Genomic DNA, 17,008 nt, shown 5'->3' on the forward strand with positions numbered 1-17,008 from the left:
GTGCTGTTCGGTAGGAAGGGCGGTCGGAACCGCCGGCCCGGCCCGGTTCCGTCCGGCCCGCTCCCGGCCTCCCGGCGTTCCCGCCCCGCGGCGGTGGAGGCACGGGGCTGGGGCTGGCGGCACGGGGGACGGACCGGTTCGGCGGTGTCCGGCCTGGACCTGGCCATTTCCCCCGGGGAGCGGGTGCTGCTGCTGGGCGCCTCGGGTGGCGGAAAGTCCACGTTCCTGCACGCCCTCGCCGGCGTCCTGGGCCCCGACACCGGCGGGGAGGAACACGGGACGCTGACGCTCGACGGCGTCCACCCGGCGGATCCCGCTGCCCGCGGCAGGACCGGGCTGGTCCTGCAGGATCCGGACTCCCAGACCGTCCTGTCCCGGGTAGGGGACGAAGTGGCGTTCGGCGCAGAGAACCTGGCCGTCCCGGCCGCTCAGATCTGGCCGCGGGTGCGGTCCGCCCTCGCCGACGTCGGGTTGGCCGTGCCGCTGGACCGCTCGACGTCAGCGCTCTCGGGCGGGCAGAAGCAGCGCCTGGCGCTGGCCTCCGTGATGGCCATGGAACCGGGGCTGCTGCTGCTCGATGAACCCACCGCCAACCTGGACCCGGACGGCGTAGCGGAAATCCGCGACGCCGTGACCCGGGTGCTCGACCGCACCGGTGCAACGCTCATTGTGGTCGAACACCGGGTGGAGGTCTGGGCCGGCGTCGTGGACCGGGTAGTGGTCCTTTCCGCCGGCGGAGGCGTCCTTGCGGACGGTCCGCCGGAACACGTGCTGGGAAATCCGGGGTACCGGCGCACCCTGGCGGAATCCGGCGTCTGGCTTCCGGGCACCGCGCCGGAGATCCCGGGAGGTCCGTGGACCCCGGCAGCGGCCGGACCCCTGCTGCTGGAAGCCCGCGGGCTGGCCGTTGCGCGGTCCGTCCGCGGTCCGGCCGTACTGGCCGGAGCGGACCTGGCACTGGCCGCCGGCACCGCCGTCGGGATCACCGGACCCAACGGTGCCGGCAAGTCCACCCTCGCCCTGACCCTGGGCGGACTGCTCCTGCCGCGGGACGGCACCCTGGCCGCAGCTCCGCCGCTGGCCGGCACCGCGGGCACGGAACCGGGCCGCTGGACCTCGGCGCAGCTCGTGGACCGCATCGGCACTGTCTTCCAGGAACCCGAACACCAGTTCCTGGCCACCACCGTGCGGGACGAACTTGCCTTCGGTCCCCGACGGCTGGGCGGGGAGCCGGAAGCGCAGGTGCTGGTCCGGGTACAGCTGCTGGCCGAACGGCTCCGGCTGGACGCGCTGCTCGACGCCAACCCGTTCACCCTCTCGGGCGGGGAGAAACGGCGCCTGTCCGTGGCCACCATGCTCGCCACGGAACCGTCCATCCTGCTCCTGGATGAACCGACCTTCGGGCAGGACGCCCGGACCTGGGCCGAGCTCGTGGCACTGCTGCGCGAACAGTTGTCGGAGGGGCGGTGCGTGGTCTCCGTGACCCACGACGCTGAGTTTGTCCGGGCGCTCGCCTCCCGGAACCTGCGGGCCGCGGACGGGACCCTGGGCCCGGATGTTCCCGCCGGAACGGCAGCCGGGGAGGTGCGCCGGTGAGCGCCGCCGTGGCCGGGGCGCCGGCCCGCCCTGCCGGAACATTCCTGGCCCGGGCCAATCCGCTCTCCAAGCTCGCCGCGGCGGTACTGCTGACCGCGGCGGTGCTGATTACGGTGGACTGGGTCAGCGCCGCCGTCGTCCTCACGGCGGAACTGGCCCTGCTGCCGCTGCTGCACATCCGGGCCTCCACGCTGGCACGGCGGATCTGGCCGCTGCTGGCCGCGGCGGTGATTGGCTCGTGGGGCACCGCGCTGCTGGCGGAAAAAACCGGAACGGTGCTGGTGGACCTGGGCCCGCTGGTGTTCACCTCCGGGTCGGTGGGCGCGGGCATCGCCATCGGGCTGCGGGGCCTGGCAATCGCCCTGCCGGGAATCTACCTGCTGGCCACCACGGACCCCACCGATTTGGCCGACGCCCTTGCCCAGAAGCTGCGGCTGCCGCACCGGTTTGTCCTCGGGGCGCTGGCTGCCATGCGCCTGGTGGGACTGCTCGTGGAGGAATGGCGCACCATCGGCCTGGCCCGGCACGCCCGCGGCGCGGGATCGGACGCCGGCCGGGCAGCCCGGCTCCGGGGTTTCGCCGGGCAGTCCCTGGCGCTGCTGGTGCAGGCTATCCGCCGGGCCACCCGCCTCGCCACGGCCATGGAAGCGCGCGGCTTCGGAGCGGCGGAGCGGACCTGGGCCCGGACGTCGACCTTCAGCAGGATCGACGTGCTCGTCCTGGGAGCCGGGATAACCGTATCCGCTGCGGCCATAGCGGCAGCCGTGGCGGCCGGGACGTTCACCTTCATCCTCACCTGAGGCGGTTTCCCCTAGAGGGCGGCGTCCGCCAGCTTGCCCAGTTCGGTGTTCAGGTCCTCGGAGAAGGGCAGTTCCCGGCCGTCGACCGAACGCACCGGCACCAGCAGCCGGATGCTGGAGGCCAGCCAGACGCCGTCGGCCGTGAACAGGTCCTCGGGCACCAGCGGACCGTACCCCAGTTCCCAGCCGGCTGCCTCGGCGGCCCTGAAGAGGGCATCCTGGGTGGTTCCGGCCAGGATGCCGCTGCGCCGTTCGGGGGTCAGCAGGGTCCGGACCCCGCCGCGTTCGCGGGCGAGCACAACGGTGGACGTGGGCCCTTCGAGGAGCTTGCCGTCGGACGAGGTGAAGATGGCGTCGTCGGCGCCGTTCTGCCGCACGTAGCGAAGGGCCGCCATGTTCACGGCGTAGGAGAGCGTCTTGGCGCCGAGCAGCAGCCACGGAGCATGGGCGGCGGCCTGGCTGTCATAGCCGCGGTTCAGCAGCAGGACCTTGAGGCCCTCCGAGCGCTGCGGTGCGGCATCGGCTGCGGCGGTTACCTGGACCCAGGCCGTCGGGGTGTGCGCACCCTCGACGCCGCGGGTGGCCACGAGCTTCACTGCGGCCCGGCCGGTGCGGCCGGAACCGTCGGACTGCTCCTCCGCGTGGAGCGCCAGTGCGGTGGCGATGGCCCGTTCCCAGGCCGTCCGAGGCGGCACCTCCAGGTCCAGCAGCCGGGCGGAGGACGCCAGCCGGTCCAGATGGGCGTCCGGCTTGCGGGGCACCGAGTCGACGGCCAGCAGGGATTCGAAAATCCCGTCTCCGCGCGTCACACCCAGGTCAGTGACCATGAGGTGCGGCACACCGGCGTCGGCCGGACGCCCGTCGGGAAAGGCGGAATCCAGGAAAACCAGAACAGTCATGGCCCCAGCGTAGCCGCGCGGGCACAGCCTGAACCGCAGGACCGATAGGCTGGTCGGAAGGCGGCGTCTGGGAGGAGCTTGAGTGTGTGGTGGTCTCTGACCGGCCTGGACCCGTCCGGGTGGATAACGGCGATACTGACGGCGGTGGACTATGCCATCCGGATCATCGCCCTGGGCGTGGTCCCCGGCAACCGGCGACCCACCACCGCGATGGCGTGGCTGCTGTGCATTTTCTTCCTCCCGATCCCCGGAATCATCCTGTTTTCCTTCTTCGGCAACCACCGGCTCTCCGACCACCGGGTGAGACGGCAGGCGGAAATCAACCGCCTGGTGCGTGAGAACACCAAGGAGCTGGAAGCCGAGGGCACCACTTACGACGGTCCCGAGTGGGTGCTCAATGCCGCGGAACTCAACCGGCGGCTGGGCTCGTTCCCCACTCTCGACGGCAACAAGGTGGACCTGCAGCGCGACTACCTTGAGTCCATTGCCGAGATGACCGACGCAGTGAAGGAGGCCGAGCGGTACGTCCATGTGGAGTTCTACATCATGGCCTATGACGCGGTCACACGGGACTTCTTCCGCGCACTGAAGGACGCCGCCGGTCGCGGGGTCACCGTTCGGCTGCTCTATGACCACATCGGCACGGTCCGGATCCCCGGCTACCGGAAACTGCTGGCCGAACTCCGTGGCAGTGACATCCAGTGGCGCCGGATGCTGCCGGTCAACCCCTTCCGCGGCCGCTGGCGCCGCCCGGACCTGCGCAACCACCGCAAGATCCTGGTGGTGGACGGTGCCGTCGGCTTCACCGGTTCGCAGAACCTGGTGGAGCCGGGGTACAACAAGCGCCGGAACCGCCGGTCGGGCCGGAAATGGGTCGAGCTGATGGCCCGGGTGGAAGGATCGGTGGTGGATGAACTGAACGTGGTCTTTATCACCGACTGGAATGCCGAGACGGACGAAAACCTGGAACGCGAAATGGACCTGTACGAGTGGTCGTTCGATCCGGGCAACGTCACCTGCCAGGTGGTGCCCAGCGGCCCCGGGTTCAGCACCGAAAACAACCTGCGCCTCTTCGCCTCCCTTATCTACTCGGCCAGCGACCGGATATCCATCACCAGCCCGTACTTCGTTCCTGACGACACCCTGCTGTATGCCGTGACGACGGCGGCGCAGCGCGGGGTGGAGGTGGAACTGTTCGTTTCCGAGCGGGGAGACCAGTTCCTGGTGGACCACGCGCAGCGCTCCTACTACGAGGCACTGCTGCGGGCCGGGGTCCGGATCTATCAGTACCCCAAACCGCTGGTACTGCACGCGAAGCACTTCACCATCGACAACGAGGTGGCGGTGCTCGGTTCCAGCAACATGGACATGCGGTCCTTCTCGCTGAACCTGGAGGTGTCGGTCATGATGTTCGACGGCACCATCGTGGAGCAGATGCGCCGCATCGAAGACACCTACCGTGCGCTGTCCAAGGAACTCGTCCTGGAGAACTGGGTGGGGCGGCCGCTGTGGCAGCGGTACATCGACAACGTGGCCCGGCTGACCGCGACCCTGCAGTAGGTTTCCTGCCTCAGGTCCGGATATCCGCGGGCAGCCGCTCCGGGTGCAGCCGGGCAAGGACCGCCGCCAGTGCCGCCGATGCGTTGCCGCGGGGACCAACGAGGCGGACAGTGACGTCGGCGGCGGAGGCGGCGTCGTCGTCGGCCGACCACCGGCGTTCCTGCGCGGCCCAGCGCTCCCAGTGCGGAGCGTACATGTCGCCGTCACGTTCCAGCGCATACCGGCGCCGGACGGGTTCCTCACCCGCCACCCACACCGTGGTGTGCAGCAGCGGCCGGGCGGCGCGGTGCGCGGCACCGACGCCTTCGAAAACGACGACGTCGGCCGGTTCCGTGGTCCGTGTGCCGCCCCGGCGGCCGGCAGCCCAGTCCCAGGCCTGCCAGCGGGCGGGACGGCCCTCGGCGAGCGGCCGCAGGATCTGCTCCCGGTAGTAGGTCATTCCCGATTCCAGCCCGTCCCAGCCCGGATAGACGTCCTCCAGGTGGAACAGCTGTACGGAACCGCAGCAGGCCATGGCAGCGGCGACTTCCGTGGCGAGAGTGGTTTTGCCGGCACCGGAAAAGCCGTCCACTCCTATGAGCACGGGGGTGTCCGGCCTAGCGGGCATCGCAGCGGCTGCCTGGGTCAACGGTTCGGAACATTCTTCAACCCTAGCCAGAAATCCGGCCAGGCACGTCAGGTCCGCAGCAGCAGCTCCCCGCAGGGGATCAGGAACCACCCGTCCGGGGCGGCGGACCATTCCTGCCAGCCCGCCGCCAGCCGCCCGAGCAGTTCCCGGTCCGCCAGTCCGCGTTCCAGGGCCTGTTCCGCGAATCCCGAGTGGAGCACGCGCCCGGACCAGGAATCCGCGTGCCGGCGGCGTGCCTCGGGGGTGGCGTAGAGCCAGTTGGAGGAGGAGGGCGTGATGTCGGTGAAGCCTGCCTCCAGCGCCCAGGCAAGCAGGTGCCTGCCGGCGTCGGGCTCGGCGGAGTTGCCGCGGGCGATCTCCCGGTAGATCCGCAGCCATTCGCTCAGCTCCGCGGTGGGTGGATACCAGGCCATGGCGGAGAAATCGGCGTCACGCACGGCCACCGTTCCGCCCGGTTTGGCAACCCGGCGCATTTCCCGCAGCGCAGCCACGGGATCCATGAGGTGCTGCAGTACCTGGTGGGCGTGGACAACGTCGAAGGTTTCATCCGGAAAGTCGAGGTCATAGATATTTCCGGCAACAAACGAGGCATTGGCTGCTCCGCGCCCGGCGGCCAGTGCCCGCGCGCGGACGAGGACGTCGTCGGAGGAGTCCACGCCCACCACCGGTCCCGGCGCCACGAGCGCCGCGAAGCCGGCGGTGATGCTGCCCGGGCCGCAGCCGACGTCGAGCACGCTCATTCCGGCTGCCAGTTCCGGCAGCAGATACGCTGCGCAGTCCTGCGCGGTGCGGGCGGCATGGGCGTCCACCACGCTGCGGTGATGGCCGTGGGAATAGGTTTCGGAAGCCATGGCAGGACCCTACCGGCCACGGTCCCGGGCGGTGTGGAACGGGTACCGCCGTGTTCTGCAACCCGACCGGTAGAAGTTGAGTCGGGGGCGCTCAAGTTTGTTGACAAAACCGCGGCCCTGAGTAAAGTTGAGTGCAGAACGCTCAATTGCCCTCCGTGGCGTTCCGGCCGGCTCCGTGCAGGCCCGGCGCCACGGAAGATGCGGGTTTTTCCAAGGAAAGAGGAAGCAAATATGTCACGTGCAGTAGGTATTGACCTCGGTACCACCAACTCGGTTGTCTCGGTCCTGGAAGGCGGCGAGCCCACGGTCATCGCCAACGCGGAAGGCGGCCGCACCACTCCGTCCGTCGTCGCGTTTGCGAAGTCCGGCGAAGTCCTGGTCGGCGAGATCGCCAAGCGCCAGGCCGTCAACAACATCGACCGCACCATCTCTTCGGTCAAGCGCCACATGGGCACTGACTGGAACGTGGACATCGACGGGAAGAAGTACACCGCCCAGGAGATCTCCGCCCGCATCCTGATGAAGCTCAAGAACGACGCCGAGGCCTACCTCGGCGAGAAGGTCACGGACGCCGTGGTCACCGTTCCCGCCTACTTCAACGATGCCGAGCGCCAGGCCACCAAGGAAGCCGGCGAAATCGCGGGCCTGAACGTGCTGCGCATCGTCAACGAGCCCACTGCGGCTGCGCTGGCCTACGGCCTGGACAAGGGCAAGGAAGACGAACTCATCCTGGTCTTCGACCTCGGCGGCGGCACCTTCGACGTCTCCCTGCTCGAAGTCGGCAAGGACGAAGACGAGTTCTCCACCATCCAGGTCCGCGCCACCGCCGGTGACAACCGCCTCGGCGGCGACGACTGGGACCAGCGCATCGTCGATTACCTGCTGTCCCAGGCCAAGGCCAAGGGTGCGGACCTGTCCAAGGACAAGATCGCCCTGCAGCGCCTGAAGGAAGCAGCGGAGCAGGCCAAGAAGGAACTCTCCTCGGCTACCTCCACCAACATCTCCCTGCAGTACCTCTCGGTCACCCCCGAAGGCCCGGTCCACCTGGACGAGCACCTCTCCCGTGCCAAGTTCCAGGACCTGACCAAGGACCTGCTGGACCGCACCAAGAAGCCGTTCAATGACGTCATCAACGAAGCCGGCATCAAGGTTTCGGACATCGACCACATCATCCTCGTGGGCGGCTCCACCCGTATGCCCGCCGTTTCCGAACTGGTGAAGGAACTGGCCGGCGGCCAGGAACCGAACAAGGGCGTGAACCCGGACGAGGTTGTGGCCGTTGGCGCTGCACTCCAGGCCGGCGTGCTGAAGGGCGAGCGCAAGGACGTCCTGCTCATCGACGTCACCCCGCTGTCCCTGGGCATCGAAACCAAGGGCGGTGTGATGACCAAGCTGATCGAGCGCAACACGGCCATCCCGACCAAGCGCAGCGAGACCTTCACCACCGCGGATGACAACCAGCCGTCCGTGGCCATCCAGGTCTTCCAGGGCGAACGCGAGTTCACCCGGGACAACAAGCCGCTGGGCACGTTCGAGCTGACCGGCATTGCACCGGCACCGCGCGGCGTCCCGCAGATCGAGGTCACCTTCGACATCGACGCCAACGGCATTGTGCACGTGTCCGCCAAGGACAAGGGCACCGGCGCCGAGCAGTCCATGACCATCACCGGCGGGTCCTCCCTCAACAAGGAAGACATCGACCGCATGGTCCGCGAGGCCGAAGAGCACGCCGCCGAGGACAAGAAGCGCCGCGAGGCCGCCGATATCCGCAACTCGGCAGAGCAGCTGGCCTACTCGGTGGACAAGCTCCTCACCGACAATGACGACAAGCTGCCCGAAGACGTCAAGACCGAGGTCAAGTCCGACGTCGACGCGCTGAAGAAGGCGCTGGAAGGCACCGACAACGACGACGAGGTCAAGGCCGCGTTTGAGAAGCTGCAGGCTTCCCAGACCAAGCTGGGCGAAGCGATCTACGCGCAGGCCTCCGCGGCCGGTGCCGAAGGCGCCCCGGGTGCGGCTGACGGCGCTCCGGCCGGTGACGGTTCCGCTGCAGGTGCCGGCGATGAAGACATCGTTGACGCCGAAGTTGTCGACGACGAAGAAAAGAAGTAACCATGGCGGCGGAAAACGAGCACGGGAACACTCCCGAAGGTGAAGAGCCGGTCAACGGCCAGGATTCGGGTGGGACTGCGGATTCCGCCAACGGTGCCGCGGCAGGGGAGGAAGCTTCGGCTTCCGCCCCGGCCGCCGGGGCTGACGGAGATGCACTCTCCCAGGCAGAGCAGATCCTGAACAACGCGGACGTGCCCGCGCAGCCTGCAGCCTCCGGTTCGCCGGAGGCAGCTGAACTGCGCAACGACCTGCTGCGCCTGCAGGCCGAGTACGTGAACTACCGCAAGCGGGTGGAACGCGACCGCGACGTTGCCCGGGGAATGGCGGTCATCGGTGTGCTGAACTCACTGATGCCGGTCCTGGACGACATTGACGCCGCACGCCAGCACGGCGACCTGGCGGAGGGCCCCTTCGCTGCGATCGCCACCAAGCTGGAGAACTCGCTGAAGACGTACGGACTCAGCCGCATCGATGAGACCGGAGTGGAGTTCGATCCGAACATCCACGAGGCGCTGATCCAGCAGCAGAGCGCGGACGTCACGTTTGATACCGTCACGCAGATCCTGAGGGCCGGCTACAAGTCCGGCGACCGGGTCCTGCGTGCCGCGCAGGTGATTGTTTCGGTTCCGGAACAGTAGTTGCACCGTGTCCGGGGCCGCAGCACAGCGGCCCCGGACATTTTTCCATCGGCAGGTCCCGCAGCAGGGGCAGCACGCCCGGCACCCGCATCAGTGCGGCAATGCAGCGGGATTGGCACATGAGGAAGGGACACCAATTGGCTAGTCAGGATTGGGTCGATAAGGACTTTTACAAAATTCTGGGTGTTCCCAAGGATGCGTCCGACGCCGACATCAAGAAGGCGTACCGGAAACTGGCACGGAAGTACCATCCCGACCAGAACCAGGGGGACGCCAACTCCGAGCGGATGTTCAAGGACCTGTCCGAGGCGTATTCGGTCCTCTCCGATCCCGAGGAACGCCAGCAATATGACGCCATCCGCGCCATGGGCAGCGGCGCACGCTTCACCGCCGGCGGTGCTCCGGGCGGTGGCGGCGGAGCCGGCGGAGCAGGCTTTGAGGATATCTTCGGGGACCTGTTCGGCCAGACTGCGCGCGGCGGCGGCCGGCGCACCACCTTCAATGCCGGCGGCAGCAACATCCCGCCCGAATTCGCCGACCTCTTCGGCGGCGGGGGCGGTTTCGGCGGCGGCGGGTTCGGCGCTCCGCCCACCAAGGGCGCAGACCGCACGGCCAGCACCACCATTTCCTTCGCCGGCTCGATCAACGGAACCGTGATCGGGCTGCGTGAACCCAGCGGCGAAACGGTTGAAGTCCGCGTGCCGGCCGGGGTCAAGGACGGCCAGAAGATCCGTGTGCGCGGCAAGGGCCAGCCCGGCGCCGCCGGTGCGGGGGACCTGATGGTCACCGTCCACGTCACCCCTCATGACTTCTTCGTGCGGGAAGACAACAACATCCGCATCCATGTGCCGGTGTCCTTCCCGGAGGCCGCCCTGGGGGCGACCATCGAGGTGCCGACACTGACCTCGGACACGGTCCGGCTCAAGGTGCCGGCCGGAACGAGGTCGGGCCGTACGCTGCGGGTCAAGGGCCGCGGCGTGCACACCTCCAAAGGCAACGGCGACCTGCTGGTGACCGTCGACGTCGCCGTCCCGACCCACCTGAACAAGGAGGCCCGGGAAGCCGTGGAGGCGTTTGCCGAAGCAACCAAGGGCGAGGACCCCCGGGCCGGACTGGCTGCCAAGGCGCGGCTTTAACAGGTGGTTTCATCCGCCGGAGGGCGTCCGCTTCCGCGTTACCATGTCAACAGCAGTGAAGGAGGAACAGTGGGCATAGACGTGAATGCGCCTATTTTTGTGATCTCCGTTGCCGCTGAGCTCGCGGAAATGCACCCGCAGACCCTCCGGCAATACGACCGGCTCGGCATCGTCAAGCCCAGCAGGGCGCCGGGGCGCTCACGCCGCTACTCCCAGCGCGATATCGAGCTGCTGCGCGAGGTCCAGAAGCTGTCCCAGGAGGGCGTGTCCCTTGAGGGCATCAAGCGGATCATGGAGCTGCAGAACCAGGTCACCGGCCTGCGCCAGCGGATCGTGGAGCTCTCCACCGAACTGGATGAGGCGCAGCGCCGTTCCTCCGACCGCAGCCGCGTCTTCGCCGCCGGGCTGGCCGGCGACGTCGTCACGCTCAGCCCCGGGCAGCGGCCGCCGGCGGCTGCAACAGCCGTGCAGCAGCTCGGCCTGGTCTCCCTGATGGAACGGCGCAGCCGACTGCGCGCCCTTCCCGCCGGCAAGTCCGCCGAGCGGAGCTACGCCGACGACGGCTACGTGCAGTCCCTCTAGCGCAGCACCGCAGCGCCCTGTGGCACAATGCCGGAATGCCATATGAGGAGACTCCGGTAGGTACGGTCCGGGCGCTGTACCGCTATCCGGTCAAGTCGACCGCGGGCCAGGCCCTGGACACCTGCGCCGTCACCGACGGGGGACTGCTGCATGACCGCCGCTGGGCCGTCTACACCGACGACGGCGGCATCGCCAGTGGCAAGCGGACCCGCCGGTTCCGTCCCGTGCCCGGACTGATGCACTGGTCCTCCACGGTCGAGGGCAGCGACGGCGTGCCGCTGCTGCGCAGTCCCGGGGGCCTGCGGTATCGGGTGGATGACCCGGCCGCCTCCGAGGCCCTGAGCGCTGCCTTCGACAGGGAACTGGAGTTGCGGCCCGAGGCCGCCGTCCAGCACCACGACGAGACGCCCCTGCACCTGGTGACAACGTCTTCCCTGGCGTCCCTCGAGGACCTGGCCGGCGGCGCGCTGGATGACCGGCGCTTCCGCGCCAACATCGTCATTGACACCGGGTCCCGCCCGGCGTTCTGCGAGGACGACTGGGTCGGCGCCGAACTTGCTCTCGGCGGTGAAGTTCTTCTGCGTCTGGGGGAGGGGATGCCGCGCTGCGTGATGATCGACCAGGAGCAGGCCGGTGTCCCGGCAGGAACCAAAGCCCTGAAGCTGCTCGGCAGCCGCCGCTCCGCAGAGTTCGGCCTGCAGGCGCAGGTGGGGCGGACCGGGATAGTGCGGGTCGGAGACCCCGTTGCCCTCCGCCGCGGGAACGGCTAAAGGCTGCGGGCAGGCGCTCTGCTCAGGACCCGATGAGCCCGGTTTCGGGGGCCGGACCTGCCCAGCCGTAGCGCAGCAGGACTACGCCTTTTTCCGAAGCGGCTGAAGCTCCCAGCAGTTTCAGTTCCGCGGGCGGTCCGTCCGGCGGGAATAGGCGCTTGCCGGGGCCGAGGACCACGGGATGCACCCACAGGTTCAGGGAGTCGAACATACCGCCCGCAACCAGGGCGCGGGCGAAATCGATGCTCCCGATGACGTGGATGTCCTGGTGCCGCGCCCTTAGGCCGGCCACCGCGTCCGCCAGGTCCCCGTCGAGGAGGTGCGAGTCCCGCCAGCGGCCCAGGTCCGGAGTTCCCCGGGACGCGACGTACTTGGGGATGGCGTCGAACTTGCGGGCGATGCCGGAGTCCTCACCGTCCAGCTGCTTCGGCCAGTAGGCGGCGAAGATGTCATACGTCTTCCGCCCCAGCAGCAGCGCGTCCATGGAGGAGATGCCCTCGTCCACCTGGGCCCCAACCGTTTCATCGAGCAGGGGAGCCTGCCAGCCGCCGTAGCCGAAGCCACCCTCCGGGTCTTCCTCCGGTCCGCCCGGGGCCTGGGCGACGCCGTCGAGCGTCATAAACAGATCGATGGAAATACGGCCGGCCATGGTGTTCCCCTCTTCCCGCGGAGGCGGCAGCGCCGCCGGTTTCCATGCTGGCGACGGTCGCCCGCGCCTGTCAACGGAAACGTTGGAGCTTAGGGGGCGCAGTCCCTCGAGCAGTATCTCCAGCAGGAGTGTTCTGAGGTGCGCGGAGGTGAATACTTCGCCCCGGAAAGCGGGCTGCGCGGAATGCCGGCTGACGGGGTCAGCGCAGGCGGCGGGCCCGAAGCACTACGTCCTCGGTATGGTGTGCCCCCGCGCCGGAGGCCACCTGCCGCGGCCGGGTTTCCTGCACCTCGATCCGCCAGTTGCTGTCCAGTGCGGCTGCGACGTCTGCCGGAAGGACATACCCGTCCACATCGTGTCCCTCCCCGTGACCGCCGGCGGGCAGTGCATGGTGCACCACCAGCAGTAGTCCGCCGGGGGCAACTGCCTGCATCAGGGCCCGCTCCGCGGCAAGGCCTGCGGTACGCGGCAATGCCGGATACTGAGCTGTAACCAATCCAAACGATGCCGTTTCGAGCTGCGCTTCGACCAGGCCGCTGTGGACCCACGCCACGTGCAGCCGCTGCGCCTCCGCCTGCCGTGCGGCCCGTTCCAGGGCCACTGAGGAGACATCGAGTGCCGTGACGTCCCAGCCGCGGGAGGCCAGCCACAGGGCGTCCGCGCCCTCGCCGCAGCCGACGTCGAGGGCGCGCCCGGGTGTCAGGACTGCCGCCTCGGAGACCAGGGCCGTGTTCGGCTGCCCGCTCCAGAGGGCGTCCCGCGCGGCATAGCGCTGGTCCCATTCTTCTTCCACCGCTGCCGGCTCCGGCAGGGGAGGGACAGACCGTGAGGAGGGGCCGGCCGACTGCTGCGGGCTATTCTCGTCCATGGCGGTGTCAGTCCCGGGTTTCCGCCTCGGGCCGCAGCCGGATCAGGCGCTGCGGACCGTCGTCGTCCAGTTCCACCAGGTCGCCGTGCGAGGACAGGAAATCGGTGAAGGACCGGAACCCGAGCGGCTTTTCGTTGAACGAAGGGTCCATGCGCCGCATCTGGTTCTTCACCGTGCCGGTGTTGAGCCACTCGTCGTCGCCCTTGGCATGGCCGATCTTCAGCGCACGCACCAGCAGTTCGCTCGCAAGGGTCCGCGGATCGATGTCCTCGGCGGTGTCCGGTTCGTCGAAGCGGACGTCCTCGGTGTGGGAAAACATGGGCACCACGGTGAGCTTGCGTGCCTTGCTGGGCGTCTGGTCCATGGCGGCCGCCGGTGCCTTCGCGGAACCCGGTGCCGCAGCGCCGGCCGCGACAATGCCGGGCAGGGAGTCATAATCCTCGAATTCGTCACACGCCGCGGCCAGCGAGGTGCTGGTGGAACCGGCCACACCGATGCCCACCACGAAACGGCCCAGCCGCTTCGCCTTCTGTGCCAGGGCAATGTAGTCCGAATCCCCGGCCACAATGATGATGTGCGTGAGGTCCGGCAGCCGGAAGAGGTCTTCCACCACGTCCACGGCAAGCCGGATGTCGGCGCCGTTTTTGGTGCCGCGGGTGGTGGTGGTGAACAACTGGGTGAGGTCCACGGCTCGGGACATCAGCTGCCGCTGGTAACTGGCGTTCACGGGGACCGACCAGTCGGCGTAGGCCCGGTTTACCACCAGGGTGCCGAACGAGGCGGCGAAGTCGATGATGGCGTTGAAATCCACGGTGGCCGCGCTGAGCTTCGCAGCAATTTCGGAATCGGCGTCCCGGCTGGTCTTGTCGAAGTTGCGGATCCCGTCGCGCTGGAAAGCGTTCCGGCCGTGCAGCTGCTGGTAGCGCGAAATGACGATGTTGTCGAAGTCGATGTAGAGGCCGACGCGGGCGTCGCTCGGTTCGGGCATGGGTGCAAAATCCTTCTGGGCCGGCGGAGGGCTAGCTGCCGTCCGTACCATCAGTTTCCTTCCGCCGGTACGGCCAGGGCAAACCGGGACTGCGCCTAAGACCCGTCCGGACTCTGCCGGGACTGTTTCAAAGGCTTGCGCCGCCCGGGGGATCAGGCAGTTGCGAACCGCTGCTGGCCGATCACCGCCAGCACGCCCAGCTTCTGCGCGGCTTCACTGCGCGGGGCGGCGGTGAGTACTAGCAGGGTCTGGCTCCGGTCTTCGCTGTACAGGGTCTGGCAGTCCAGCTCGATGGCACCGAGTTCGGGGTGGATGAGTGTTTTGTGCTCGGGGAACCGGGCGGCCACGTCATGGGCCTGCCACATTGCAGCGAATTCCGGGCTCGACCGCTCCAGCAGCTTCACCAGTTCGCGGGCGCGGGCGGACTGCGGCGCCGCGATCCGCAGTCCTGCCACCTGTGCCCGGCCCTGCCGTACCCGGTCATCCGGCGGATAAAGTGCGCGTTCAGCGGGATCGGTGAACCAACGGTAGACGCTGCTGCGGGCGGCCCCCGTGAACCGAAAATGGTCTCCCAGCAACGCCTTGGCCAAGCCGTTCTGCGCCAAGGTCTCGCCCAGCCCGGAAAGGATCAACGCGGGAGTGTCATCCAGGCGGTCCAGTACCCGAAGGAGCGCCGGGGCAACATGCGTATCAAGGGAGGCCCGCAGCGGCGGGTTGCGCCCGGCGAGCCGGTGAAGGTAGTCGCGCTCGTCAATGCTGAGGCGCAGCGCACGCGCCAGCGCCGCCAGCATCTGATCGGACGGCTGCGGCCCGCGGGCCTGCTCCAGCCTGGTGTAGTAATCGCCGGACATCCCCGCCAGCTGGGCCACTTCGTCCCGGCGGAGACCGGCTACCCGGCGACGCGGCCCGGTGGAAAGTCCCACATCTTCCGGGCGCAGGGCACCGCGGCGTGATTTCAGGAATTCGGCAAGCGTGGAGCGGTCCATGAATCCATCATGGGCCACCGCGGCGCATCTATACAGGGATCGGGAATCCTACGACAAACGCTCCTCTCCCGCCCGCTTCCGGTGCGGCCAACACTGGTGGCATGAACATTCACGGAAACACCATTTTCATTCCCGGTGCCACCTCCGGTATCGGACTGGCGCTCGCCGTCCGTCTGCAGGCTGCCGGGAACACTGTCATCATCGGCGGACGGCGGACCGACGTGCTGGAGCGGCTGGCCGCCGAGCACGGCTTCTCCACCGTCCCCGTCGATACCACCGATCCCGGTTCCGTCCGTGCAGCGCGCGATGCTGTCCTGGCGAAGCTCCCGGAGCTGAACGTAGTAATGGCCATGGCGGGCATCATGTCGGGCGAAGACATCCGCAGCGAAGGCTTCCTGGCCGAAGCGGAACGCATCATCGAAACCAATATCAACGGACCGCTGCGGCTGCTGTCCGCGTTTACCGAGCACCTGCAGTCCAGGCCCGATGCAGTCTTCATAACGGTTTCCTCCGGGCTGGCGCATACGCCGCTGGCCGCCACGCCCACCTACAACGGCACCAAGGCCTTCATCCACCGGTTCAGCGAGACCATCCGGCTCCAATTCGCAGGAACTTCGGTTCAGGTCATCGAACTGGTTCCGCCGGCAGTGCAGACCGAGCTGATGCCCGGCGGCTCCGCGGATGAACGCTATCTTCCGCTGGACGAATTTGCCGACGAAGTAATGTCCCTCCTGGAGGCACAGCCGGACGCCACGGAAATCCTGGTCGACGCCGTGGGGTTCCTACGCTTTGCGGAAACCGAAGGCCGCTACGACGCCGCGGTTGCCGCTATCAACCCCGCCGTTCCGGCCTAGGCCCGGCGGTACGCCAGGTCGAAAATCAGCCGGCCGGCCTCATGGGCCTTGTTCTCGAAGCTGGTCAGGGTCCGGCCCTCGAAACGGGGAGCCCAGCCGCCCCGGGTATCAACCTCGTCCTGCGGCGCCTTGTTTTCCAGGCCTTCACGGTGCACGCGGGTCAGCGGGCTGTCTTCACCGGCACGTTCACCGGCGTGCAGGTTCTCGAACTGTGTCGATGCATCCAGCACCTCGCGCATCTGCACGGCGTAGTCGGACCAGTCGGTTGCCAGGCGCCAGGTACCGCCGGGCACCAGCACCCGCGCCACCAGTTCGGCGAAGGATTCCTTGACCAGGCGGCGCTTGTGGTGGCGGGTCTTGTGCCACGGGTCGGGGAAGAACACCCATACCTCGTCCACGGAGCCGGCGGGGAGCATGGTGCTCAGTACCTCCGGGGCGTTCGCCTGGACCACGCGGATATTCGTCAGGCCCTTCTGGCCGATCCGCTGCAGGGTCTGCGCCAGGCCCGGCAGGTAAACCTCCACGGCCAGGAAGTTCTTTTCCGGGTACTGCTCGGCTGCATGGGCCACCGCTTCACCCAGCCCGGAGCCGATTTCGACGACGAGGGGTGCCGTGCGCCCGAACTCCGCCGCGGCGTCGAACACATAGTCCGGATGCACCGAGGTGTCGGCTTCATCGCGCGGCACGTCCACCACAAACCGGTCCGAAAGCTCATCCCACGCCTGCTGGCGGCGGCCCTGCAGGCGCGAGCCGCGCCGGACAAAGGAGACAGGGGAGCGGAAGTGCTGCTCCGCATCGGTCTCCGTGTCGATGTCGGCGGGTCCGGTCTCGGCGGCGTCGGGCAGGGCTGGTTCAGTAGTCATTACCGTTAATGCTATCGGCTGGCACGCGCACGGATTTCACCGCAGCAGCCGCCTCCGATTAGGAAAGTTTCCGCATTACGGTAAACTGGAGGCAGATGTTGGTCCTGCCACTGCCGATCCCGGATGAAGCCTCCAGTTGAAACCGCGGATGAAACAGCGTGTGTAAGCAGTCCAGCCTGCGTCGATGAACGCTTTCTTTTGTCCCGCTTCAGTGCGGTAGACACTGTC

Annotated in this window: 17 protein-coding genes; 9 read left to right on the plus strand and 8 right to left on the minus strand. The window is 68.0% G+C overall.

Annotated elements, in window-relative coordinates; genetic code table 11:
- Together AC5RT8_RS11295 and AC5RT8_RS11300 are read left to right on the plus strand one after the other, a co-directional pair.
- On the plus strand, nucleotides 1-1,596 hold the full coding sequence (locus AC5RT8_RS11295) for an ABC transporter ATP-binding protein (RefSeq protein ID WP_494095796.1): 1,596 nt from the start codon (nucleotides 1-3) through the stop codon (nucleotides 1,594-1,596).
- Nucleotides 1,593-2,396: an energy-coupling factor transporter transmembrane component T family protein gene (locus AC5RT8_RS11300; RefSeq protein ID WP_494095797.1), complete on the plus strand. Its 804-nt coding sequence runs from the start codon at nucleotides 1,593-1,595 to the stop codon at nucleotides 2,394-2,396. The genes AC5RT8_RS11295 and AC5RT8_RS11300 overlap by 4 nt, the downstream gene beginning before the upstream one ends.
- An 11-nt stretch (nucleotides 2,397-2,407) precedes the next feature.
- Here AC5RT8_RS11300 and AC5RT8_RS11305 read toward each other — a convergent pair whose 3' ends face one another.
- The gene (locus AC5RT8_RS11305) at nucleotides 2,408-3,295 is read right to left on the minus strand and encodes an aminodeoxychorismate lyase (RefSeq protein ID WP_494095798.1); all 888 of its coding nucleotides are present in this window, start codon (nucleotides 3,293-3,295) and stop codon (nucleotides 2,408-2,410) included.
- A gap of 84 nt (nucleotides 3,296-3,379) precedes the next feature.
- On the opposite strand from AC5RT8_RS11305, the gene cls reads away from it, so the two are divergent.
- Complete coding sequence (gene cls, locus AC5RT8_RS11310; RefSeq protein ID WP_494095799.1) at nucleotides 3,380-4,855, plus strand: cardiolipin synthase; 1,476 nt, start codon at nucleotides 3,380-3,382, stop codon at nucleotides 4,853-4,855.
- Between the two features lie 10 nt (nucleotides 4,856-4,865).
- Here cls and AC5RT8_RS11315 read toward each other — a convergent pair whose 3' ends face one another.
- Together AC5RT8_RS11315 and AC5RT8_RS11320 are read right to left on the minus strand one after the other, a co-directional pair.
- The gene (locus tag AC5RT8_RS11315; protein ID WP_494095800.1) at nucleotides 4,866-5,438 is read right to left on the minus strand and encodes a nucleoside/nucleotide kinase family protein; all 573 of its coding nucleotides are present in this window, start codon (nucleotides 5,436-5,438) and stop codon (nucleotides 4,866-4,868) included.
- Between the two features lie 92 nt (nucleotides 5,439-5,530).
- Complete coding sequence (locus AC5RT8_RS11320) at nucleotides 5,531-6,334, minus strand: methyltransferase domain-containing protein (protein WP_494095801.1); 804 nt, start codon at nucleotides 6,332-6,334, stop codon at nucleotides 5,531-5,533.
- A 231-nt stretch (nucleotides 6,335-6,565) separates the two neighbouring features.
- Between AC5RT8_RS11320 and dnaK the strand changes: the two genes are divergently transcribed.
- From dnaK to AC5RT8_RS11345, 5 genes are all read left to right on the plus strand, one after another.
- Nucleotides 6,566-8,446, plus strand: coding sequence for a molecular chaperone DnaK (gene dnaK, locus AC5RT8_RS11325; RefSeq protein WP_494095802.1), 1,881 nt, complete (start codon nucleotides 6,566-6,568; stop codon nucleotides 8,444-8,446).
- 2 nt (nucleotides 8,447-8,448) lie between these two features.
- On the plus strand, nucleotides 8,449-9,084 hold the full coding sequence (locus AC5RT8_RS11330) for a nucleotide exchange factor GrpE (RefSeq protein ID WP_494095803.1): 636 nt from the start codon (nucleotides 8,449-8,451) through the stop codon (nucleotides 9,082-9,084).
- A gap of 137 nt (nucleotides 9,085-9,221) precedes the next feature.
- Complete coding sequence (locus AC5RT8_RS11335; protein WP_494095804.1) at nucleotides 9,222-10,220, plus strand: DnaJ C-terminal domain-containing protein; 999 nt, start codon at nucleotides 9,222-9,224, stop codon at nucleotides 10,218-10,220.
- 75 nt (nucleotides 10,221-10,295) lie between these two features.
- On the plus strand, nucleotides 10,296-10,802 hold the full coding sequence (locus AC5RT8_RS11340; RefSeq protein ID WP_494095860.1) for a heat shock protein transcriptional repressor HspR: 507 nt from the start codon (nucleotides 10,296-10,298) through the stop codon (nucleotides 10,800-10,802).
- A gap of 35 nt (nucleotides 10,803-10,837) precedes the next feature.
- Nucleotides 10,838-11,572, plus strand: coding sequence for an MOSC domain-containing protein (locus AC5RT8_RS11345; RefSeq protein ID WP_494095805.1), 735 nt, complete (start codon nucleotides 10,838-10,840; stop codon nucleotides 11,570-11,572).
- Between the two features lie 22 nt (nucleotides 11,573-11,594).
- On the opposite strand, the gene AC5RT8_RS11350 is transcribed toward AC5RT8_RS11345, so the two are convergent.
- The 4 genes from AC5RT8_RS11350 to AC5RT8_RS11365 all read right to left on the minus strand — a co-directional run bounded on the left by AC5RT8_RS11350 (nucleotide 11,595) and on the right by AC5RT8_RS11365 (nucleotide 15,063).
- A complete protein-coding gene (locus AC5RT8_RS11350) occupies nucleotides 11,595-12,221 on the minus strand; it encodes a dihydrofolate reductase family protein (protein WP_494095806.1) in 627 nt (208 codons plus the stop codon).
- A 199-nt stretch (nucleotides 12,222-12,420) separates the two neighbouring features.
- The gene (locus AC5RT8_RS11355; protein WP_494095807.1) at nucleotides 12,421-13,089 is read right to left on the minus strand and encodes a class I SAM-dependent methyltransferase; all 669 of its coding nucleotides are present in this window, start codon (nucleotides 13,087-13,089) and stop codon (nucleotides 12,421-12,423) included.
- A 7-nt stretch (nucleotides 13,090-13,096) separates the two neighbouring features.
- Complete coding sequence (locus AC5RT8_RS11360) at nucleotides 13,097-14,077, minus strand: NYN domain-containing protein (protein ID WP_494095808.1); 981 nt, start codon at nucleotides 14,075-14,077, stop codon at nucleotides 13,097-13,099.
- Between the two features lie 152 nt (nucleotides 14,078-14,229).
- Complete coding sequence (locus tag AC5RT8_RS11365) at nucleotides 14,230-15,063, minus strand: helix-turn-helix transcriptional regulator (RefSeq protein WP_494095809.1); 834 nt, start codon at nucleotides 15,061-15,063, stop codon at nucleotides 14,230-14,232.
- Between the two features lie 101 nt (nucleotides 15,064-15,164).
- Between AC5RT8_RS11365 and AC5RT8_RS11370 the strand changes: the two genes are divergently transcribed.
- On the plus strand, nucleotides 15,165-15,917 hold the full coding sequence (locus tag AC5RT8_RS11370) for an SDR family oxidoreductase (RefSeq protein ID WP_494095810.1): 753 nt from the start codon (nucleotides 15,165-15,167) through the stop codon (nucleotides 15,915-15,917).
- Here the strand turns inward: AC5RT8_RS11370 and trmB are convergent.
- Nucleotides 15,914-16,780 (minus strand): tRNA (guanosine(46)-N7)-methyltransferase TrmB, encoded by an 867-nt coding sequence (gene trmB, locus AC5RT8_RS11375; protein ID WP_494095811.1) that lies wholly within the window; start codon nucleotides 16,778-16,780, stop codon nucleotides 15,914-15,916. The genes AC5RT8_RS11370 and trmB overlap by 4 nt on opposite strands.
- Between the last annotated feature and the right edge of the window lie 228 nt (nucleotides 16,781-17,008).

The sequence above is a fragment of the Arthrobacter sp. Ms25 genome, from assembly GCF_059090365.1.